The sequence below is a fragment of the Mesorhizobium sp. P3_B5 genome, from assembly GCF_056402815.1.
On record NZ_JBFUGR010000002.1, the window covers coordinates 548915 to 569339 of the forward strand.

19 protein-coding genes are annotated in these 20425 nt (G+C 64.0%); 7 read left to right on the plus strand and 12 right to left on the minus strand.

Going from position 1 to position 20425, the window contains the following annotated elements:
- Window positions 1–7: 7 nt before the first annotated feature.
- The 4 genes from AC1DVW_RS07590 to AC1DVW_RS07605 form a co-directional block, all read right to left on the minus strand.
- Window positions 8–1564, minus strand: a complete 1557-nt coding sequence (locus AC1DVW_RS07590) for a formate dehydrogenase beta subunit (RefSeq protein WP_477322199.1) — start codon at window positions 1562–1564, stop codon at window positions 8–10.
- On the minus strand, window positions 1561–2040 hold the full coding sequence (locus tag AC1DVW_RS07595; protein WP_477275597.1) for a formate dehydrogenase subunit gamma: 480 nt from the start codon (window positions 2038–2040) through the stop codon (window positions 1561–1563). The genes AC1DVW_RS07590 and AC1DVW_RS07595 overlap by 4 nt, the downstream gene beginning before the upstream one ends.
- A 134-nt stretch (window positions 2041–2174) precedes the next feature.
- Complete coding sequence (locus AC1DVW_RS07600) at window positions 2175–3074, minus strand: LysR family transcriptional regulator (protein ID WP_477241378.1); 900 nt, start codon at window positions 3072–3074, stop codon at window positions 2175–2177.
- A 93-nt stretch (window positions 3075–3167) separates the two neighbouring features.
- A complete protein-coding gene (locus AC1DVW_RS07605; protein ID WP_477322201.1) occupies window positions 3168–3545 on the minus strand; it encodes a VOC family protein in 378 nt (125 codons plus the stop codon).
- Window positions 3546–3785: 240 nt separating this feature from the next.
- On the opposite strand from AC1DVW_RS07605, the gene AC1DVW_RS07610 reads away from it, so the two are divergent.
- Entirely contained in the window at window positions 3786–4961 is a 1176-nt protein-coding gene (locus AC1DVW_RS07610) for an Mrp/NBP35 family ATP-binding protein (RefSeq protein WP_477241382.1), read from the plus strand.
- A gap of 20 nt (window positions 4962–4981) precedes the next feature.
- Here the strand turns inward: AC1DVW_RS07610 and AC1DVW_RS07615 are convergent, their stop codons facing one another.
- Window positions 4982–5431 (minus strand): SRPBCC family protein, encoded by a 450-nt coding sequence (locus AC1DVW_RS07615; RefSeq protein WP_477241384.1) that lies wholly within the window; start codon window positions 5429–5431, stop codon window positions 4982–4984.
- Window positions 5432–5580: 149 nt separating this feature from the next.
- On the opposite strand from AC1DVW_RS07615, the gene AC1DVW_RS07620 reads away from it, so the two are divergent.
- The 3 genes from AC1DVW_RS07620 (at window position 5581) to AC1DVW_RS07630 (ending at window position 8383) form a co-directional block, all read left to right on the plus strand.
- Window positions 5581–7386: an IlvD/Edd family dehydratase gene (locus AC1DVW_RS07620; RefSeq protein WP_477241386.1), complete on the plus strand. Its 1806-nt coding sequence runs from the start codon at window positions 5581–5583 to the stop codon at window positions 7384–7386.
- Between the two features lie 38 nt (window positions 7387–7424).
- Window positions 7425–7919, plus strand: coding sequence for a hypothetical protein (locus tag AC1DVW_RS07625; RefSeq protein ID WP_477322203.1), 495 nt, complete (start codon window positions 7425–7427; stop codon window positions 7917–7919).
- A gap of 65 nt (window positions 7920–7984) precedes the next feature.
- Window positions 7985–8383 carry a hypothetical protein gene (locus AC1DVW_RS07630; RefSeq protein WP_477322205.1) on the plus strand — a complete coding sequence of 133 codons (399 nt, stop codon included), beginning with the start codon at window positions 7985–7987 and terminating at the stop codon, window positions 8381–8383.
- A gap of 18 nt (window positions 8384–8401) precedes the next feature.
- Here AC1DVW_RS07630 and AC1DVW_RS07635 read toward each other — a convergent pair whose 3' ends face one another.
- Window positions 8402–9991, minus strand: coding sequence for a trimethylamine methyltransferase family protein (locus AC1DVW_RS07635; RefSeq protein ID WP_477322207.1), 1590 nt, complete (start codon window positions 9989–9991; stop codon window positions 8402–8404).
- A gap of 190 nt (window positions 9992–10181) precedes the next feature.
- Window positions 10182–11675, minus strand: a complete 1494-nt coding sequence (gene pdxR / locus AC1DVW_RS07640; RefSeq protein ID WP_477241394.1) for a MocR-like pyridoxine biosynthesis transcription factor PdxR — start codon at window positions 11673–11675, stop codon at window positions 10182–10184.
- Between the two features lie 408 nt (window positions 11676–12083).
- On the opposite strand from pdxR, the gene pgi reads away from it, so the two are divergent.
- The 3 genes from pgi to AC1DVW_RS07655 all read left to right on the plus strand — a co-directional run bounded on the left by pgi (window position 12084) and on the right by AC1DVW_RS07655 (window position 15152).
- Window positions 12084–13691 (plus strand): glucose-6-phosphate isomerase, encoded by a 1608-nt coding sequence (gene pgi, locus AC1DVW_RS07645; RefSeq protein WP_477322650.1) that lies wholly within the window; start codon window positions 12084–12086, stop codon window positions 13689–13691.
- Between the two features lie 5 nt (window positions 13692–13696).
- Complete coding sequence (locus tag AC1DVW_RS07650) at window positions 13697–14419, plus strand: HAD family hydrolase (RefSeq protein ID WP_477241398.1); 723 nt, start codon at window positions 13697–13699, stop codon at window positions 14417–14419.
- 448 nt (window positions 14420–14867) lie between these two features.
- Complete coding sequence (locus AC1DVW_RS07655; protein ID WP_477241400.1) at window positions 14868–15152, plus strand: Hpt domain-containing protein; 285 nt, start codon at window positions 14868–14870, stop codon at window positions 15150–15152.
- 15 nt (window positions 15153–15167) lie between these two features.
- Here the strand turns inward: AC1DVW_RS07655 and AC1DVW_RS07660 are convergent, their stop codons facing one another.
- The 5 genes from AC1DVW_RS07660 to AC1DVW_RS07680 all read right to left on the minus strand — a co-directional run bounded on the left by AC1DVW_RS07660 (window position 15168) and on the right by AC1DVW_RS07680 (window position 20420).
- Window positions 15168–16592, minus strand: coding sequence for a glycosyltransferase family 2 protein (locus tag AC1DVW_RS07660; RefSeq protein WP_477322209.1), 1425 nt, complete (start codon window positions 16590–16592; stop codon window positions 15168–15170).
- On the minus strand, window positions 16592–17629 hold the full coding sequence (locus AC1DVW_RS07665; RefSeq protein ID WP_477322211.1) for a HEAT repeat domain-containing protein: 1038 nt from the start codon (window positions 17627–17629) through the stop codon (window positions 16592–16594). Before AC1DVW_RS07665 ends, AC1DVW_RS07660 begins: the two co-directional genes overlap by 1 nt.
- 2 nt (window positions 17630–17631) lie before the next feature.
- Window positions 17632–19374, minus strand: coding sequence for a YaiO family outer membrane beta-barrel protein (locus AC1DVW_RS07670; protein WP_477322213.1), 1743 nt, complete (start codon window positions 19372–19374; stop codon window positions 17632–17634).
- A complete protein-coding gene (locus tag AC1DVW_RS07675; RefSeq protein WP_477322215.1) occupies window positions 19374–19766 on the minus strand; it encodes a response regulator transcription factor in 393 nt (130 codons plus the stop codon). The genes AC1DVW_RS07670 and AC1DVW_RS07675 overlap by 1 nt, the downstream gene beginning before the upstream one ends.
- Before the next feature lie 276 nt (window positions 19767–20042).
- A complete protein-coding gene (locus AC1DVW_RS07680) occupies window positions 20043–20420 on the minus strand; it encodes a response regulator (protein ID WP_477241410.1) in 378 nt (125 codons plus the stop codon).
- Window positions 20421–20425 lie beyond the last annotated feature (5 nt).

A 20425-nucleotide genomic window follows, 5' to 3' on the forward strand; every position in this document is an offset into this window, starting at 1 on the left:
CCAGCTCCTATTCAGCAGCCACGCGCGCCGGCGCGGGCTTGAAATCTTCGGGGAAGTGCGTGATCGAGCTCATCACCGGGTAAGGCGTGAAGCCGCCCAGCGCGCACAGCGACCCGAACTTCATCGTGTTGCAGAGGTCGGTGACCAGCGCGAGGTTCTTCTCCGGCTCGATGCCGGCCGCGAGCCTGTCGATGGTCTCGACGCCGCGCGTCGAACCGATGCGGCAAGGCGTGCATTTGCCGCAGCTTTCGATGGCGCAGAACTCCATGGCGAAGCGCGCCTGCTTCAGCATGTCGGCGGTGTCGTCGAAGACGGTGATGCCGGCATGGCCGATCAGACCATCCTTGGCGGCGAAGGCTTCATAGTCGAACGGCGTATCGAACAGGCTGCGCGGGAAGTAGGCGCCGAGCGGTCCGCCGACCTGGACCGCCTTCACCGGCCGGCCGGTCGCGGTGCCGCCGCCGATATCATCGACGATCTCGCCCAGCGTCATGCCGAAGGCCGCCTCGAACAGGCCACCTTGCTTGACGTTGCCGGCAATCTGGATCGGGATGGTGCCGCGCGAGCGGCCCATGCCGTAATCCTTATAGAAGGCGGCACCCCTGTCCATGATGATGGGCACGGAGGCCAGGCTGATGACGTTGTTGATCACCGTCGGCTTGCCGAACAGGCCTTGGATCGCCGGCAGCGGCGGCTTGGCGCGAACGACACCGCGCTTGCCCTCCAGGCTGTTCAACAGCGAGGTTTCCTCGCCGCAGACATAGGCGCCGGCGCCGACGCGGATTTCCATGTCGAAGGCATTGGGCGAGCCAAGCACATTGACGCCGAGCACGCCGGCCTTGCGGGCGACCTCGACAGCCTTGTTCATCGTCGCCACCGCATGCGGATATTCCGAGCGGATGTAGACAAAACCCTTGGTCGCGCCGGTGGCGATACCGGCGATCGCCATGCCTTCGATGAGCACGAAGGGGTCGCCTTCCATGATCATGCGGTCGGCGAAGGTGGCGCTGTCGCCCTCGTCGGCGTTACAGACGATGTATTTGCGGTCACCAGCGGTGTCGAGCACCGTCTTCCACTTGATGCCGGTCGGGAAGCCGGCGCCGCCGCGGCCGCGCAGGCCGGATTCGGTGACCTGTTTGACGATGTCGGCGGGCGCCATGGCCACTGCATTCTGCAGGCCCTTCAGCCCGCCAAGCGATTTGTAGGCGTCCAGCGACACCGGGTCGTTGATGCCGCAGCGCGCAAAAGTCAGGCGCGTCTGCTTGGCCAGGAACGGGATCTTGTCGGGCGCGCCCAGCCAGCGCTTGTGATGGCCACCCTTGAGGAAGCCGCAGTCGAACAGGCTTTTGACGTCGGAAGGCTTCACCGGCCCATAGGCGACACGGCCCTCGGCGGTAGCCACCTCGACCATCGGCTCAAGGAAATACGCGCCGCGCGAACCATTGCGCACGATCTTGGCCTCGATGCCGCGTTCGGCCAGTTCCGCCCGTATAGCCGTGGCAACCTTCTCGGCGCCGAGCGCCAATGCGCCGGAGTCTGCGGGGATATAGATGCGGGGGATCATGAGCGCACCTCCGCGACGATCTCTTCGATCTTCTCGTCATCGATCCGCCCGATCACCTCGCCGTCCAGCATCGCCGAAGGCGAACAGGCGCAAAGCCCAAGGCAATAGACCGGCTCCAGCGTCACAGACCCGTCGCGGGTGGTCTCGTGGAAACCGATGCCCAGCAATTGCTTGATCTTGGCGGCGACGGCATCCGAGCCCATCGACTGGCAGGCCTCCGCCTGGCAGAGCTTGAGCACATGCCGTCCGGCCGGCTTGGCCCGGAAATCATGATAGAAGGTGACGACGCCGTGCACTTCGGCCCGCGACAGGTTCAGCCCATCGGCGATGATCGGCAGCGCGTCGTGCGGCACATGGCCGAACTCTTCCTGGATCCCGTGGAGGATCGGCAGCAGTGGACCTTCGAGGTCCTTTAACTCCTGGATGATCGCTGCCGTGCGCGACGCGATCTCGGTACTTGCAGGCTGCATCGTCATGCAGCGCCCTCCCTGGTGGTAGCTTTTTATCGCTAAGTCTTTACAAAATCAGAGGAAACCCGCGGAATCAATAAAGCTGTTCCGTTGTTCGATAGAAATCTTCTATCGATGGCATCCAGCCAGCATTGTCTAGCTCAACGTCGGGTGTGGAAATCGTCCGCCAGCGCCATCGCCTCGTCCAGCAGCGCCGAGACCAGTGGCGTGTGCGGCTCGCGCGGTGTCGCCACCAGCCCGACGGTGTGGCTGGCGTCCGGCTCGACGATCGGGATGGCTCGGATCGGCTCGGAAAAGCCGAATGTTTCCGCAAGGTTGAGCGGCATGATCGATGACCATTTGCCGGTGCGGATATGGGAAAACAGCACGATCATGGAATTGGATTCCAGCGTTGGCCGCACCTGCACGCCGGCTTCGGCCAGATGCTGGTCGATGATGCGGCGGTTCTGCATGTCCGGCGTCAGCAGGCACAGCGGCAACTGGCTGAGCTCGGCCCATGTCACTTTGTCGCGGTCGGAATAGGGGTTCCCGACCGCGGTGATCAGCTGGTAGCGCTCATCATAGAGCGGCACGCTGGTCACCCGTCCGAGTGGTTCATTGTCGAGATAGGTGATGCCGGCGTCGATGTCGAAATTGCCGAGTAGCGACAGCACCTCGATCGAGGTCCGCGACAGCACCGAGAACGTGACGCCCGGATGCTTTGCCCGAAACGGTGTCGTCAGCCGCGCCACCATGGCCAGTGCGGTCGGAATGGCGGCGATGCGAATGCGGCCGGAAAGGCCGTGGCGCGCTGCCCGCATCTCTTCTCTCATAGTGCGTGTGTCGCCGACGATGCGGCGCGCCCAGACCAGCACCTGCTTTCCCTCAGGCGTCAGCCCCTGGAAGCGCGAACCGCGCAGCACCAGCATCACGCCTAGCTGGCCCTCCAGCTGCTTGATCCCGGCCGAAAGCGTCGGCTGGGTAACGCCGCACAGCTCTGCCGCCCGGCCGAAATGCTCTTCCCGGGCCAGCGCGATGAAGAATTCCAGCTTGTCGATCATGGGCGAAAGCTAACCGGCGCGAGGCGGCTACGCCAGCCGGTGCTGGCGCCCTTACCCAAAATCGCCTTGTGCACCCGAGATCGCGGCCGAAACCTACCTGTCTACAAGGTTCAGGATGTTGCCGTCTGGATCCTTGAACCAGGCGACCTTCATCCCGTAGCCGACATGGATATCGCCCTCCAGCGTCAGGCCGGGCATGTCGTAGTGCTCAAAGGTGACGCCCTTCGCCTTTAGCGCCTTGACCACATTGCCGATGTCGTCGCCAACCATCCAGGTCACCGCCGTCGCCTTGTTGGTGCCGGCATATTGGGAATGATAGACGTTGATGGCGGTGTCGCCGCTTTTGTACACGATCAGTTCGCCGCCCTCATCATGCACCTGTTTCAGGCCAAGCGTCCCCTCATAGAAGGCCTTGGCCTTCGCCAGGTCTTTCACCGCCAGATTGGCCGTCGCGTTGCTGTTTGCGAGCATGGTCGTCTCCTTCCCAGACTGTCGGTCTTGCTGGTCATTGAAATAGGTCGCTCCGATCGTTTGACGACTGTCGGCTGCTGGCCGCACCGGCATGCGATCATCTGGAAGACGTTTGGCGGGGACGAAGTCCGACAAGACCCGTCGTTTTTACGGGCGCGCCGGGGCAGCCATTGCTCCACGGCTTGGTTCTGTCGGGGAACTGCATTATCTCAGGCGCAAGCTGCGTAAGGAAAAACTGCCATGTCAGTCACCAAGGAAATCGTCACCGAGCGCCTGAAGACGGTCAATGGCCCGGATTTCACCGGCAATATCGTCGACCTCGGCATGGTTTCCGAGATTTTCATTGCCGATTCCAAGGTCTTCTTCTCGATCACCGTGCCCGCTGCGCGCGCCCAGGAGATGGAGCCGCTGCGCGCCGCCGCTGAGCGGGTGGTGAAAGCGATCCCCGGTGTTGCCGGGGCCGTGGTCGCGCTGACGGCGGAAAAGAAGGGCGGCGGCATGGAGGCCTCGGTCCCGGCGCGCCCCGCCCCCAGGCCTGCGCCGCCGGCAGCACCGGCCGCCCCGCGGCCTGCGCCCCACGCTCCTGCTTCGCACAGCCAAGGCAAGCGCGGCGTGCCCGGTATCGAGGCGATCATCGCGGTGGCTTCCGGCAAGGGTGGCGTCGGCAAGTCGACCACCGCCGTCAACATCGCGCTTGGCCTCGCCGCCAACGGCCTGCGGGTCGGCGTGCTCGACGCCGACATCTACGGCCCGTCAATGCCGCGACTGTTGAACATCCATGGTCGGCCGCAGACCGTCGACGGCAAGATCCTGAAACCGATGGAGAATTACGGGCTCAAGGTCATGTCGATGGGCTTCCTCGTCGATGAGGAGACGCCGATGATCTGGCGCGGCCCGATGGTGATGTCGGCGCTGACGCAGATGCTGCGCGAGGTCGAATGGGGCCGGCTCGACGTGCTGGTCGTCGACATGCCGCCCGGCACCGGCGATGCCCAGCTGACCATGGCCCAGCAGGTGCCGCTGGCCGGCGCCGTCATCGTCTCGACGCCGCAGGATCTGGCCCTGATCGATGCCCGTAAAGGTCTGAACATGTTCAAAAAAGTCGACGTTCCGCTGTTGGGGATCGTCGAGAACATGAGCTATTTCATCGCCCCCGATACCGGCAAACGCTATGACATCTTCGGCCATGGCGGAGCCCGCCGGGAGGCCGAGCGTCTCGGCGTCGCCTTCCTCGGCGAAGTGCCGCTCGAAATGGGCATTCGCGAAAGCTCGGACGCCGGCACGCCGGTGGTCGTCTCGAAACCCGATGGTCCCGAGGCGAAAATCTACCGCGATATTGCCGGAAAGGTCTGGGAGCGGATCAACGAGGAACGCGGCGCGGCGGCAGCTGCCGTGCCGAGCATCGTCTTTGAGTGATCCCCTCAAGGGGGAGGGGTTTAGCCGCCGACCTTCTCGCCAAAGCTCGAAAAGAACTGGCCGGCCAGTTTCTTCGAGGTCGACTCGATCAGCCGGCTGCCGAGCTGGGCGATCTTGCCGCCGACATCGGCCTTGGCCGCGTATTTGAGGATCGTCGCATCCGGCCCGTCTGATGTCAGCGTGACGTCGGCGCCGCCCTTGGCGAAGCCGGCGATGCCGCCCTTGCCTTCGCCCTGGATCGTGTAGGAGTTCGGCGGGTTGAGGTTTTTCAGCGTCACCTCGCCGTTGAACGTCGCCTTGATTGGCCCGATCTTCAGCACAACGGTCGCCGTCATCTCGGTCGGTGATTTCATGTCGAGGCTCTTGCAGCCGGGAATCGTCGCCTTCAGCACCTCGGGGTCGTTCAGTGCTTCCCATACTTTTTGCAGGGGTGCGGCGATGCGTTCCTCGCCTTCGATCACCAAAGCCATCAAAATCTCCCCGAAAAGACAGGTCCGAAGCCCTAGCGCAGGGGCGCTGATATGTCTATCGCACCAAAGTGCGGGTTCGGACCGCGGGTGCCCCTTGCCTGCATCCGCGCGTTGTCATATCGATTTGTCCTACAAATATGGAGACCATGATGGCCGGCGCCCCCACCAGAAAGAAGAAATTTCGCTCGCAGGAGTGGTTTGACAACCCAGACAATCCGGGGATGACGGCGCTTTATCTGGAGCGCTACCTGAATTACGGGCTGACGCGCGCCGAACTGATGTCGGGCAAGCCGCTGATCGGCATTGCCCAGACCGGCTCGGACCTGTCGCCCTGCAACCGCCACCACATCGAACTGGCCAAGCGCGTGCGCGAGGGCATCGTCTCGATGGGCGGCATTCCTTTCGAATTCCCCTGCCATCCGATCCAGGAAACCGGCAAGCGGCCGACCGCGGCACTCGATCGCAACCTTGCCTATCTCGGCCTGGTCGAGATTCTCTATGGCTACCCGCTCGACGGCGTCGTGCTCACTATCGGCTGCGACAAGACCACGCCCGCGCTTTTGATGGCCGCGGCCACCGTCAACATTCCGGCGATTGCGCTGTCGGTCGGCCCGATGCTGAACGGCTGGCACAAGGGCAAGCGCACCGGCTCCGGCACCATCGTCTGGGAATCGCGCCAGCGCCTGTCGGCCGGCGAGATCGGCTATGACGAGTTCATGGACATCGTCGCGTCCTCGGCGCCGTCCACTGGCTATTGCAACACCATGGGCACCGCCACCACCATGAATTCGCTGGCCGAGGCGCTCGGCATGCAATTGCCGGGCTCGGCCGCCATCCCCGCGCCCTACCGCGAGCGCGGTCAGATTTCCTACGAGACCGGAAAACGCATCGTCGAGATGGTGCATGAGGATCTGAAGCCGTCCGACATCATGACCAGAGAGGCGTTCGAGAACGCCGTCGTCGTCAATTCGGCCATTGGCGGCTCCACCAACGCGCCGATCCATCTCAATGCCATCGCCCGCCATCTCGGCGTCAAGCTTGACAATGACGACTGGCAGGCGATCGGCCTCAACGTGCCGCTGCTAGTCAACCTGCAGCCGACCGGCGAGTATCTCGGCGAGGACTATCACCATGCCGGCGGCGTGCCGGCCGTGGTGGCTGAGCTGATCAAGGGCGGGCTGTTGCCGCATCCCGGCGCGCGCACCGTCAACGGCAAGTCGATCGGTGAGAATTGCGAGGGCGTCGCCAACGAAAATACCGACGTCATCCGCTCCGTCGCCAAGCCGCTGAAGACCAATGCCGGTTTCATCAACCTTAGAGGTAATCTGTTCGATTCGGCGATCATGAAGACCAGCGGTATCTCGCCCGAATTCCGCGAGCGCTATCTGTCCAACCCTGCGGATCCCGAGGCCTTCGAGGGCAACGCCATGGTCTTCGACGGGCCGGAGGACTATCACGCCCGCATTGACGATCCGGCGCAAGGCATCGACGAACACACCATCCTGTTCATGCGCGGCGCGGGCCCGATCGGCTATCCCGGTGGAGCCGAGGTCGTCAACATGCAGCCGCCGGCCTATCTCATCAAGAAGGGCATCCATGCGCTGGCTTGCATCGGCGATGGCCGCCAGTCGGGCACATCGGGCTCGCCGTCGATCCTCAACGCCTCGCCGGAAGCTGCCATCGGCGGCGGCTTGGCACTGCTGAAGACCGGCGACCGTGTGCGCATAGACTTACGCAAAGGAACCGCCGACATCCTCGTCACCGACGACGAGATTACCCGGCGCCGCGCCGAACTGCAAAACAATGGCGGCTACCACTACCCCAAGCACCAGACGCCATGGCAGGAGATCCAGCGCGGCATGGTCGACCAGTTCTCGGCCGGCATGGTGCTGAAGCCAGCGGTGAAATACCAGGATGTCGCGCACACCAGCGGCGTGCCGAGGGACAACCACTGAGCGGCGGGTTCCGCCGCGCAAGCCGCCGGGCAAGGCTGTTGTGGGCGGCAATCGCCCTGGCAGCCTCGCTCGTGTCGTCGGTCGCCTCTGCAACCGACTTTCCCGTGACGGCGGGCGGCTGGACTGTCGTCGTTGCGGAACGCTGGTGCAACGCGACCAACCGTGATCCGGTCGAGTTCGCTGCAACGCCCTACAACGGCCTGCAATTTGGCCGCACGCGCGACTCGGAGCGGATCGTCATACGGGTCTTCCTGTGGCCCGGTGCCTTCAAGGAAGAGGACGTGCCGGTCACGGTGACGCTGCAGCTCAAGGGCGCCGACCAGCCGCTGGAAATGACGGCCATGACCACCGTCGACTATATCGCCGACATCGACAACGCGCTGACGGCGGAAGAGCAGAAGGCGATCGCCGATGCCGGGTCGATGACGGTGCGCGTAACCGGCGTCGAACAGCCGCTCACCTTTCGCACCGAGGGTCTTGCTGGAGCGCTGAAGCTGCTTGAGGAATGTGCCAGGACGATCAAGCAGGGGTGAGTCCTATTCGGTTTCTTTCCGAACGCGCGGTTCCCATATTGACTGGGAAACGGACAGGACCATCAATGACGACACGACGCTCTTCGCTCGGATTTCTCGGAATGTTCGGCCGCTCGGGCGACCTCAGGGAGCTCGACACGGCATTGCGTGGCGCCGACCTTCATCCCGCTTTGGTGCCGGAGGGCGTAAAGCTCACCATAGTCAATCTGATGAAGGATCACTGGCCCGAAGAGCCATTGCCAGACGCCTATCGATCCGTGGCGCAACTGTTCAGCTACTGCATCGCCGGCCCGCAAACTTTCGAGCAGGCCAATGGCACCGAGCGGCGGCTTGAGGCGGAGCGCCGGATCGAGTCAGCACTCGAGGCCGGCGACAGTTTCGATGCGCAAATCGTGTTGATGACGCTGCATGCCAAGCTGATCAGCGCCGAGGTCGTTGAGCGCTATGGGTTGAGCGCCGACTGACTGTCCAGCAGGACGAGCTCAGCCGCCCATATTGCCGCGCGGCAGCTTGATCATCTCGCCGAAGCGGGCGCGCAATTTGTCGTCGATCGCCTTTGGCACATGGCGCGGGAAGCGCTCGGCGAGGATGCGTTTCTTCTCGATGATGGCCCGCTGCAGGATGTCGGGCCTGCCCTTCTCGTTCCATTCCTTCGGCGAAAAGCGGTCGCCGACGGCCGGGTAGAAATATTCGGTCTGCATCAGCCGCAGCGTCTGCTCGTTGCCGAGATAGTGGCCGGGCCCCTTCAGGCAGACATCGGCGATGGTGTCGATCGACAGCGCTTCGTCGGTCACCTCAATGCCGCGCACGCAGCGCAGGCAGTGGCCCAGCATGTCATTGTCGATGATCAGGCTTTCCAGGCAGAAGCCGAGCAGCGAGGCATGCATGCCGGCCGATTCGTAGACCAGGTTGAGGCCGGCAAGGCCGGCCATCACATCGGTGATGCCCTTTTCGTAGCCGGACTGGATGTCGGGCAATTTCGAATCCGTCATGCCGGCGGCCGAACCGCCCGGCAGATCATAGAATTGCGCCATCTGCGCGCAGGCCGCGGTCAGCACCGCCTGCTCGGCCGACCCGCCGGACATGGCCCCGGTCCTGAGATCGGAAACGAACGGCCAGGTGCCGAAGATCGCCGGATGTCCGGGCTTGATGGCGTTGACATAGATGAGGCCGACGAGCACTTCGGCCACCGCTTGCACAACGGCGCCGGCAATCGCCGCCGGCGCCGTTGCGCCGGCCTGGCCGGCCGACAAAAGCAGGATCGGAATGCCGCCCTCGACGCAGGCTTCGAGCACGCCGCAGGCGTCCTCGGCGAATTTCATCGGCGGCACGACGAAGCAGTTCGAGTTCGACACGAACGGCCGGGCGCGGAAATTCTCTTCACCGCCGGCGATCGCGTAAAGCATCTCCAGCGCCGGCTGCACATTCTCGCGCACCGTAAACGAGGTGCCGACATGCTTGGAGGTCCCCATTACGCAGGCGTAGAGCGTGTTGAAATCCATATCGAGTGGATCGGGAATGTCGCGCGGCACCATCGGCCGCTGGAAGAAATGGATGTTGTCGAGCCCCTCGACGATGCGGGCGGCGTCATAGATGTCCTGCAGCAGCGACTCGCGGTATTCGCGCTTTTCGACATCGACAAGATGCACGGCAGCGCCGGCGGTGCCGTAATGCACGCGCTTGCCCTTGATCAGCATGTCGTGCCGGGGATCCTGGCCGTGCAGGGTGAAATGCCGCGCCGCCGTCTTGATCGTTTCGAGGACCAGGCCGCGCGGGAAGCGCAAGCGGCCATCGTCGCCAAGCGTCGCACCCGCCTTGGTCAGGGCCTCGATGCAGGAAGGAATGGCATTGGCGAAGCCGACCGTCTCCAGAAGGGTCAGCACCGCTTCGTGGATGCGCTCCTGGTCGTTCTCGGTCAGCGGTCCGTAGCTGCCGCCTTCAAGGCCGGCACGCACCGGCCTGATATCGTCGGCCAGCGGCGCAGCCCGCATGGCGCGGCGCGCTTCGCGGCCGCCGGAGCGTCGCGAACGTTGGTCCGTCGATGCTTCCTGCTTCTCAAGAGCCACTGACATGGAGGCACTCCACCTTTAGCTGCGAAGCGGGAGGCGGTGGTTGGTCCACCATCGGCCTGCTTCGTCCCCTTTATGCCTCCGACTATGCCGCCGACATTGGCACAGCCTATGGGCCAACGGCCCCCGTCGCATATGCCAGAGTGCTAAAGAAAAACGGGGCCGTTTCCGGCCCCGTTGCAGATCCGGATTATCAGGCCGCTGCCGGTCGACGCCCGGCCGCAGTCGCCAACTCGCGGATCCCGGGCTCGATGTGCTGCAGCGCGATCGAGGAAATGCCCAAGCGCATGAAACGCGAAGGTTTTTCGTTGCGGTCGAAGAAGCGATCGCCGGGTTCGATGATGACGCTGCGCGAGGCCGCTGCCTCGGCCAGCCCGCGAGAATCGGTGCCGCGCGGCCCTTCGAGCCAGAGCGATGTGCCGCCGGCGGAATCGGTCGAGCGCCATTCCGGCAGGAAGGCGGAAATCGCATGGACCAGACGCTTGCGCCGCTCGTCGAAGGCGCTCGACAGACGCCGCACCAGCGCCTCGTGATGGCCAAGCGACAGGAACAGCGCAACGGCGCGCTGGTTGTTGGCCGGCGGATGGCGCAGCATGAAGCGGCGCAAGGCGCGCAGTTCGGAGATCAACCCGGCAGACGCGACGATGTAGCCAAGCCGCAGGCCGGGAGCCAGCGTCTTCGACATCGAGCCGACATAGACGACGCGGCCGGAGCGATCGAGGCTCTTCAGCGCCTGCTGCGGCGCCTCGTCGAGAAGCTGGCTGTCATAGCCGTCCTCGATGATGATCTGGTTGTAGCGGTTGGCGCGCGCCAGAAGGTCCTGCCGCCGCTCCGCCGACAGCGGCACCATGGTCGGGCAATGGTGGCTCGGCGTGACGAAGACGAAGCCGGAATCGTTGGGAATGGAAGAGGTTACGATGCCGGACTGGTCGACCGGAACCGGCTGTATCTCGGCGCCCGCCAGCCGGAAAATGCTGCGCGCGTCGGGATAGCCGGGATCTTCCATTGCCACTTTGGAGCCCTTGGTCATCAGCAGCGTGGCCAGCATGTAGAGCGCATTCTGGGCGCCCAAGGTCACGATGATCTCGTCCGGATTGGCAAAGATGCCGCGCCGCGGCAGCAGCCGCGCCTGGATCTGTTCGATCAGCAGCGGATCGTCGCGATCGACCATGTCTGAGGCCCAGTTGCGGATTTCGAGCACGGCCAGCGCCATGCGGTTGCACTCGCGCCATTCGGCGGTCGGGAACAGCGCCGGGTCGAACTGGCCGTAGACGAAGGGATAGGACGACTTGATCCAGTTGTCATGCTTGGCCGGCGGCGGCATGTCGCTGGCGGCGATCTGCCGGCGCGCCTTCCAGTCGATCTCATTGGCCTGGTCGGGCGCCTTCTGGTGCGGCTTGGCCGGTGTCGCCAGCACGTCGGGATTGACGAAATGGCCACGCCGTTCGCGCGCCACCAGGAAGCCCTGGTCGACCAGCTGCTGGAAAGCCAGCACCACGGTGCCGCGGGCGACACCGAGCTTTTCGGCCAGAATCCGGCAGGACGGAAGCGGCATCGAAGCGGCAATTTGCCGGTCGAGGATGGCGGCGACGATCGCCTGGCGGATCTGCGCCTGCAGGGTCTGACCGGATTCCGCCGAAATCCGGAACAGGCCGGACCATATGGCCGTGTCGTTACGCTGTGGCATGGAAGATGTTCCTCGATGGCCAACCTTTTTTGCTTGGTTGGACCAGCCGAACGTAACCGTGGTACAAGGGGTTGCGCCAATCAATTTTTCTGATCTCTGGGATTTATGCCAGTGATCCATCGCGCGACGCGCAGCGTCGTCGCGTCGTCACGCATCCCACCGCTGCATCCCCCGCGCGACGCGCAGCGTCGTCGCGCCTTCCGACGCCCGCGCGCCATCCCGTCATGCTGCACTGCGTCATCCCCGCATGACGCAACTGCGTCATCGCGCGCATTGAAACGAATGGAATTCGGCTCAATAGAAGGACGCGACGACACGCGCCGGAAACATCCGGTCTGATAAGATGTGTCGAAAAGCGTCAGGAGCCCGCCAGTGGATCAATCGTCCTTCGACAAACAGCTCGTCGCTTTGCGCGAACAGCGCGCGGCGGTAACCGGCAGCATGCGCGAGGCGTTCGCCGCCGATCCCAAGCGCTTCGAAAAATTCTCCGCCACCGATGGCGACCTGCTGCTCGACTGGTCGAAATGCGCGGTCGATGCGCAAACCATGGCCATGCTGGAGAAGCTGGCAGGCGCCGCCGATCTCGAAGGCCGCCGCGCCGCGATGTTCTCCGGCAAGAAGATCAACATCACCGAAGACCGCGCCGTGCTGCATACCGCGCTGCGCAACCTCAGCGGCAAGGGCGTCACGGTCGACGGTCAGGACGTCAAAGCGGATGTGCTGGCCGTGCTCGATGCGATGAGCGTTTTCGCCGACGCCGTGCGTTCCGGCAAGGCGGCCGGCGCCACCGGCAAGAAGATCACCGATATCGTCAACATCGGCATTGGCGGTTCCGACCTCGGCCCGGCCATGGCGACGCTGGCACTGGCGCCCTATCACGATGGGCCGCGCGCGCACTATGTTTCAAACATCGACGGCGCCCATATCCACGACACGTTGAAGGGCCTGTCCGCCGAAACCACTCTGTTCATCGTCGCCTCGAAGACCTTCACCACGGTCGAGACGATGACCAACGCCGAAACAGCGCGCAAATGGGTGCAGAAGGCACTCGGCAAGGACGCCGTCGGCAAGCATTTCGTCGCCGTCTCCACCGCGCTCGACCTGGTGGCGAAGTTCGGCATCGCAGCCGACCGCGTGTTCGGTTTCTGGGACTGGGTCGGCGGCCGCTACTCGCTGTGGGGCGCGATCGGCCTGCCGGTGATGATCGCCGTTGGGCCAAGGAACTTTCGCGCCTTTCTTGATGGCGCGCATGACATGGACGAGCACTTCCGCACCGCGCCGCTGGCGAAAAACCTGCCGGCGCTGATGGGGTTGATCGGCTGGTGGCATCGGGTGATCTGCAAATATCCGGCCCGCGCCGTCATCCCTTACGACCAGCGTCTGTCCAGGTTGCCGGCCTATCTGCAGCAGCTCGACATGGAATCGAACGGCAAGAGCGTCACCCTCGACGGCGGCCCCGTCACCACGCCGACCGGCCCGCTCGTCTGGGGCGAGCCCGGCACCAACGGCCAGCACGCCTTCTTCCAGTTGCTGCACCAGGGCACTGATGTCATTCCGGTCGAATTCCTCGCGGCCGCCGTCGGCCACGAGCCGGACCTCCGGCATCACCATGATCTGTTGCTGGCCAACTGCCTGGCGCAGTCGGAAGCCTTCATGAAGGGCCGCACGCTGGAGGAAGCCCGCGCGCAGATGCTGGCCAAAGGCATGAAGCCGGCCGATGTCGACAAGATCGCGCCGCACCGTGTCTTCTCCGGCAACCGGCCCTCGGTGACGATCCTCTACAAGAAGCTCGACCCGCGCACCTTCGGCCGGCTGGTCGCGCTCTACGAGCATCGCGTCTTCGTCGAAGGAACGCTGTTCAACATCAATTCCTTCGACCAGTGGGGTGTCGAACTCGGCAAGGAACTGGCGACCGGGCTGCTGCCTGTCGTGGAAGGCAAGGAGAATGCCGCAAAGCGTGACGCTTCGACGGCCGGTCTGGTGGGACACATCCACCAATTGCGTGGCTCGGAGTGAAGAATTTGGCGGACATCAAGGGAATTCTGTTCGACAAGGACGGCACGCTTGTCGACTTCAATGCGACATGGCTCGGCATCGCCGATTTCATGGCCATGGACGCCTCCGAAGGCGACCGCTGGAAGGCCGACAGACTGCTGGCGGCGGCAGGCTTCGATTTTGCCACCAAGCGCTTCAAGCCCGATTCCATCTTTGCGTCGGGCACCAACATGGATGTCGTCGAATTGTGGTTTCCGCGCCTGTCCGACGAAGACCAGATGCTGGCCGTCGCCCGCTTCAACGAGATCACCTCGGTGAAAGGCTCGGCAATGGCGGTGGCGCTGCCGGGCATCGTCGAGTCGCTGACGGCGCTGCACAGGAAATCCTACCGGCTCGGCGTCGCCACCAACGATTCGACCAGCGGTGCGGAGAAAACCTTGCTGACGCTGGGCGTCGCCCAGTTGTTCGATGCCGCCTATGGCTACGACGCCGTGGCCAATCCGAAACCGGCGCCGGACACGATCCTCGCCTTCTCAGACCTGACCGGCCTGAGGCCGGCGCAGATCGCCATGGTCGGCGACAACCGTCACGATCTCGAAATGGCGCGCGCCGGCGGCTGCGGCCTGGCGGTCGGCGTGCTCTCCGGCACCGGCACGCGTGAATCGCTGTCATCGATCGCCGACGTCGTTCTCGACTCGGTTGCCGATCTGCCGGCGTTTCTGTCCGAGCGGGTCAAGGAGACGATCTGACTGGCAAGGCCTTTGAACAAGACGCAAATCGACCCAAGCTTTCCCGCCAATGGCTGACATAGGTGGAAAGCTGACATCGGGAGTCGAAGTGCCGAACGTCCGTTCTGGGGCCGCGAGCTGACGGTCAGCTTCCAGGCTGAAGTCATCAGCAAGCGGATGTTCCGCAGGCGACCTCGTTGCGTACCTAGACAGAACAAACAATCTCTGTCGGCGGATGGCTCAAAGCCTAGCAGTCTGCCATCGCGTCGCTCGCCAACAGTGACGATCCGATGTCTCCGTCTAGGCGCGAAGCTGCCGTTTGCGAACCGCTCGCGCAATCGCATTTGGGTCAATGCGGCCCACTGCCAGTTCCACTCGGATAGGAGCGTGGGTGACAACCAGTTCGTTCCACTCGACCGAGTTTTCTGCTTGAATGCCTCTGAAACCCAGCCGTGGAGCGCCTCCCAACTTGAAAGATCCCTTCGCCCCGCTACGGCAGCGTTTCCTGGCCCGGTGCGCCGCTCAACTGACGGAGTTGAAGGCGGCGCGCCATAAAGGCCCGCTACCGGGCTCCAACGACTCGCTGATTCCGACCGCGCACTCACTCGCCGGAGCCGCGGGAACGTTCGGCTTTGCGGAGATCAGCGCGCGGGCATCAGTGTTGGAAACACTGCTGATCGAACGGGCGGATGACGGGGCTGCGCACACCGCACTCGATGCGCTTATTATGGAGATCGAGCGGACGCTGAAGTGACTCAGCCGATGGGGCTCACTTCTTCGAGCCAGTCAGGCCGGTCCTGGTCATCTCGCCCCAGCTCTGGTCGGCCCGCAGGAATTGCCACCAACCCTTCACGCGCCAGAAATTGTTGAGCTGGCGGTAGCCGAAATTCTCGATCACAGCCACGGCCGTGAGCACGGCGAGATCCCGCGCGCGCGGAAAACGCTGAAGCTCGGCCTCTTCGAGGACCAGCGAACACACGCTCACGCAAACGCCGTAGGTGAAAACCAGCGACGTGAACGCCAACAGATATTCGGTCGAAAGGATGCCGAGTAGCCAGAAGGCCGGGATCAGAACATAGCCCAGCACCTCCGATATCGGCCCAAGCACGTCGACAATCAGTATGTGGCCAAAGCCGAGGAAGCCGACACGCCCATAGCGGGGGTTGAAGAGCATGGAGCGGTAACGGAAGAAGCATTCGAGCGAACCGCGTTGCCAGCGCGTGCGCTGCCTTGCCAGAACGCGCAGTGACTCCGGCGCTTCGGTCCAGCACACCGGCTCCGGAATGAACTGGATGCTGTATCTGCGTTTGGTGTCCATCATGTGGCGATGCAGCTTGATCACGAGGTCCAAATCCTCACCCATCGACCCACTGGTGAAGCCGCCAACCGCCACAACTTCCTTGCGACGGAACAGACCGAAGGCTCCGGACACCAGCATCAACGTGTTGATGCGGCTCCAGGCAAGCCGCGCCATGAGGAAGGCGCGCAGATATTCGACCACCTGCAGCAGCGGCAACAGCCGGTTCGGCAGCCGGACCTCGCGCACCCTGCCACCTTCGATCCTAGAGCCGTTGGCGATCCGGATCGTGCCGCCCACCGCGATGGTGCGCTCCGGATCGTCGATGAAGGGCTGCGCGGCGCGCATGAGCGCATCGGGCTCGAGGATGGAATCGCCGTCGATCACGCAAAACAGCGGCGCGCGGCAGACATTGACGCCGGCATTCTGGGCATCGGCCTTGCCGCCATTCTCCTTGTCGACAACGAACAGCCGTTCGGTCATCGGCGAGGAATAGAGGCCGCGGATCGGCTTGTGCGTCAGGGTCTCCTCATAGGGCCGGTGGAATTTCACCAGCTTGAAGCCTTCGACAAGGCGCTGCAGAGTCTGATCCTTCGAGCCGTCATTGATGACGATGACCTCGAAATTCGGATATTCGAGCGCCAGCATCGAGTGCACGCTCTCGACTACGTTCACTTCCTCATTGTAGGCGGGCACTAGCAGCGCGATCGGCGGCGCGACGTCGCCATAACGGTGCCACAGCAGTGCCGAACGCGCGACCGGCGGGCGCTTCGACAGCGCGTAGGCGGCGATGACGAGCTGCAGCAGGTAGACTGCCGTCTGCGCCAGCCCTGCCCCGATGATGAACCAGGACAGGATGGAGGCACCCAGAACGATCTCTTGGCTCCAGTCGAACATCAGGCGGCCGGCCCCTCGGCAAGGATCAGCGAGGCCGTGCGCTGGCTGCGCGAGACCTCGCTGGCGGCGATCTCTCGCAGCACCTGTTCGCCCTGCTGGCCGAACGAGCGCAATGCGTTGGCGGCGGCATAGCGCACGGTCCATGCCTCGTCGTCCATCAGTTGCGCCAGCGGCGCGGCGAGTTCGGACAGGCCGAGGCGGCCTGCCGCATCCGCAGCGTCGGCTCGTACGTCCCAGCCGCCATTTTCCATCGCCTTGATCAGGATGGCCGGCGCGTTGGCATGTCCGGTCAGGCCGAGCGCCCGCAATGCGGCTGCGGCGACCTCCGGCGACGGATCGCCAGCCGCGCGGGCAAAGAACTCCCCAAACTGGAAGTTGCCGCCGCGGGCAAGCGCGTCGATCGCGGCCGCCCTTATGAAAGGCACCGCGTCCTGACGCCCGGCGTAATCCCTGAGCTCGTCGAACCGCTTTGACGGAAAGCGCCTGAAAAGTTCGATTAGGCGCCGCGAGCGCTGCCCCGCCACGCCGATCTTGCGCAGCGTTATGACGAGAGGCGGCAAGGCACCGACATCGCAGAGCGCGATGGCGACGGCGATCCTGACGTCGCGCGAGCGGTCGCGGTCGAGTGCCGAAAGCAGGCTTGCCACCGCGTTTTCCGAACGCAGCGCCGCCAGCATCTCGGCCGCATGGATACGTTCGGCGCCGTTGCCTTTTTCCAGCTGGGTGCCGACAAGCGTCGGCAGGCCACATTCGTTGAAGGCTGAAAGGAGCTCGTCGTGCTCCTCGCCGCGCAACAGCGAAATGAACTCGAAGCCGGCATCGATCGCCACCCTCGCCGGCACCGCAAGCAGCGCCGCCTCCAATGCCGCGCGATCCCGGCTTTCGGTGAAAGCGATCAGCGCAGTCAGAAGAAGGCGCCGCTGATCGGCGCCCGCCGTCCCCCGGCGCTCGTGCAGCACCCGGCGTACGATCAGCAGAAGCATGATGGCCAGGGAAAGGACACTGAGCAGGATGGACAGGTACCAGATGTACAACATGATCAGAACCGCGTGGTTAGGCCGAGCCCGAATATGGTTCGGTCGAATGTCGGGCGTTGCTCATGGGCGAGGCTGGCGCGCAGTGTCAGCGGGTCGGCAACGTCCCAGGAGATGCCGCCAAAGACGGTGCGCGTCGGCACGAGCGTGCCGTCGGAGATCTCGGGGGCATCCGCGTAACCGCCGAACACATTGACGCCCGGCGTGAGTGCAAGATCGGCGCGCAGCACATAGCCATCCGCGCGCGTGCCGATATCGTCGTCAGCGTGCACCCATCGGGCAGAAAGCCCGAGCCGGCCATCGAGAACATATCCCTGCACCCAGGGCGAGATAGTGGTGATGTCGACGTTGGCGAAATCGTCGTAGCGGGTGTCGATGTTGAGAGAGAATGGGCCGAACGCCTTTGCTGGCGCCATGACCTGCCAGGACGCGCCGGCGCCGACCGAATAGCGCGCCAGGAAATCAGCATCCGGCGTCGCGGCCGCCAGCGCATAGGCTGAGACCGTGGGCGAGAACGCCTGGTCGATGCGGCCTTCGATCTGAAGGTCGGTGTGGCCGAAGCGGGTCGCCATCCGGGTACGGCCCGAAATGGTCGTCCGCGGGGTGAGCCGATAGGCAACGCCGGCCGAGCTGTCGGTCCAGTCGCCAAGCCCGTCAGTGAGATCGCTCACTTCGCTGCCGACATCGAGCCGCCATTTGCGTGGCGGCGGCGCGGCGAGCCTCTGGTCGACATCGCGCGAGCCGGGTTCAAGGGCAAGCGCCTGCCGGTAGGCGTCGCGCGCGGCGTCGTCGTCGCCACGGGCGCGGCGCACATCGCCGATCCCCACCAGCGCCTCGGCGTTGCGCGGATCGATCGCCAACACCCGCTGAAACGACTGCTCGGCCCGCGTGTAATCCTGCTCGAGCAGGGAAATCCGCGCGTCGAGGCCTAGCGCCTCGGAATTGCCAGGCGCGGTGCCAAGCAAATCGTCTATCATAGCGCGTGCGCGCGGCACGTCGCCCTGCCAGATCGCCAGGCGGACCTTGCCGAGGCGGGCGTCGAGAAGGCCGGGCTTTTCGGCAAGCGCCTGGTCGAAGAACTGCCCGGCCTCGTCGAATCTCTGGCTGGAGCCCACAACCAGCCCAAGGGCGACCAGGATGTCGGTGTTTTGCGGTGCCAGCCTGAGCGCGCAGCGGTAGGCCTTCTCCGCCTCGGGCAACTGTCCCGACGCCCGCAATCTCCGGCCCTCCTCCATCAGGCCGGCAACGGGATCCGGCCGCGGCGGGAGCGGCTTCTTCCCCGCGGTCGCAGGCTTCGCGTTGTTGCTGCCGGCCTGCTGGGCCTCGCGGATATTGGCGACAAGCACGGCCGCGTCGGCATTGCCGGGCTCGGCGCGCGAGACCTTTTCGGCGAGCGGCAGCGCGGCGTCGAGATTGCCGGAGCGGAATTCGACCTCAGCCAAGCCGAAGCTGGCATCGAGATAGGCCGGCGCCAGCGAAAGCGCCCTGGAAAAGGCTTCGCGCGCCGCCGGCAGATCGTTGCGGCCAAGCTCGGCGAAGCCGAGTTGCACCAGGGCGTCGGCATTGTCGGGCTTGAGCGCCAGCGCACGCCGAAGCAGCTCCGCCGCCTCGTCGAAATGCTGGGCTTGCCTGGCCTTGACGCCGGAAGCGTAGAGTTCGTCAACCGTCTGGGCCAGCGCCGCGGCAGGCGCCGCGGCAACCGCCAGGAATACGCATGCGGCAATGATGGCGCGCCGGCCTCGCCGCATCAGCGTTTCCCGCTCTTTCGCGCCAGCAGACGCGCAAGCCGGGCCAGCAGTTCCTCGGGAATGAAGGGTTTCACAAGGTAGTCGTCGGCCCCCTTCTCAAGGGCCGAGACGATGTCTTTTTCACCCTTGCGGGCGGTCAGCATGACGACCGGGATTTCGGACAAAACCGGATCGCTCTTGATGCGGGCAAGAACCTCCAGGCCGTCGGCCTTGGGCATCATCGCGTCGAGCACGATGATGTCCGGGGCCTCATGCTCCGCCTTCGTGAGCGCTTCCGCCCCGTCTACCGCCTTGATGACTTCGTATCCCTTCGCCCTGAGCCTGAATTCCATCAGTTCGAGCAATAAGGGATCGTCATCGCAAATCAGAACTCTTGCCTTCGCTCCGTTCACCAGCCTTGCTCCGGTTCGCGCCTCGTTTGCCGCTAGCCCCCCGGAGTGATTGATCCATGAACCGACATCCGCCAATGCGGTTCATGCAGACAGGCACATTCTTCTCAAATCTCTCGCCGACGTCCGCCGATGCCGCGCGATCATAGACAACCTGATTCGAGACGCCTGGATCTCAGCACAATCAGTAGATGAATAAGACGACATGGTATAGGAGCCGTGAACGGCATCGCACAGGCTGCAGCCAGACTGCGCTCTGTGCCTAAACCAACCGTCGTTTCAGGCGCGTGGCACAAGCAATCTTTTGACGTCACCGGCAAGCGCAAGCGGGTCGAACGGCTTGGCGATCACCCCTACAGCCCCCATCGCCAGGTAGCGTTCGACCTCATGCGTCTGGGTGCGCGCGGTGATGAATACCACTGGTATCGACGCCGTCGGCCGAGATTCGGCCAGGCGCCTCAACGTCTCCGGCCCGTCCATGTCTGGCATCATCACGTCGAGCAGAATGAGGTCGGGTCGCCATTCAGCGGCATCGGCCAGCGCCTGCATGCCCGAAGAACAGCACCGCACCTCGAATTCCGGCTCGAGCTCCAGCGACATCTGGGCGATTTCGCGGATATCGTCCTCGTCATCCACATAGAGGATCCTTGCGGGCATCAGCG

What these genes read in the sequence shown, in the direction of transcription:
- AC1DVW_RS07665 (WP_477322211.1), bottom strand. Translation starts at nt 17,629, where the DNA reads ATGTTGTACATCTGGTACCTGTCCATCCTGCTCAGTGTCCTTTCCCTG.
- AC1DVW_RS07590 (WP_477322199.1), bottom strand. Translation starts at nt 1,564, where the DNA reads ATGATCCCCCGCATCTATATCCCCGCAGACTCCGGCGCATTGGCGCTC.
- AC1DVW_RS07680 (WP_477241410.1), bottom strand. Translation starts at nt 20,420, where the DNA reads ATGCCCGCAAGGATCCTCTATGTGGATGACGAGGACGATATCCGCGAA.
- AC1DVW_RS07635 (WP_477322207.1), bottom strand. Translation starts at nt 9,991, where the DNA reads ATGTCAGTGGCTCTTGAGAAGCAGGAAGCATCGACGGACCAACGTTCG.
- AC1DVW_RS07610 (WP_477241382.1), top strand. Translation starts at nt 3,786, where the DNA reads ATGTCAGTCACCAAGGAAATCGTCACCGAGCGCCTGAAGACGGTCAAT.
- AC1DVW_RS07660 (WP_477322209.1), bottom strand. Translation starts at nt 16,592, where the DNA reads ATGTTCGACTGGAGCCAAGAGATCGTTCTGGGTGCCTCCATCCTGTCC.
- pdxR (WP_477241394.1), bottom strand. Translation starts at nt 11,675, where the DNA reads ATGCCACAGCGTAACGACACGGCCATATGGTCCGGCCTGTTCCGGATT.
- AC1DVW_RS07615 (WP_477241384.1), bottom strand. Translation starts at nt 5,431, where the DNA reads ATGGCTTTGGTGATCGAAGGCGAGGAACGCATCGCCGCACCCCTGCAA.
- AC1DVW_RS07630 (WP_477322205.1), top strand. Translation starts at nt 7,985, where the DNA reads ATGACGACACGACGCTCTTCGCTCGGATTTCTCGGAATGTTCGGCCGC.
- AC1DVW_RS07595 (WP_477275597.1), bottom strand. Translation starts at nt 2,040, where the DNA reads ATGACGATGCAGCCTGCAAGTACCGAGATCGCGTCGCGCACGGCAGCG.
- AC1DVW_RS07600 (WP_477241378.1), bottom strand. Translation starts at nt 3,074, where the DNA reads ATGATCGACAAGCTGGAATTCTTCATCGCGCTGGCCCGGGAAGAGCAT.
- AC1DVW_RS07620 (WP_477241386.1), top strand. Translation starts at nt 5,581, where the DNA reads ATGGCCGGCGCCCCCACCAGAAAGAAGAAATTTCGCTCGCAGGAGTGG.
- AC1DVW_RS07605 (WP_477322201.1), bottom strand. Translation starts at nt 3,545, where the DNA reads ATGCTCGCAAACAGCAACGCGACGGCCAATCTGGCGGTGAAAGACCTG.
- AC1DVW_RS07670 (WP_477322213.1), bottom strand. Translation starts at nt 19,374, where the DNA reads ATGCGGCGAGGCCGGCGCGCCATCATTGCCGCATGCGTATTCCTGGCG.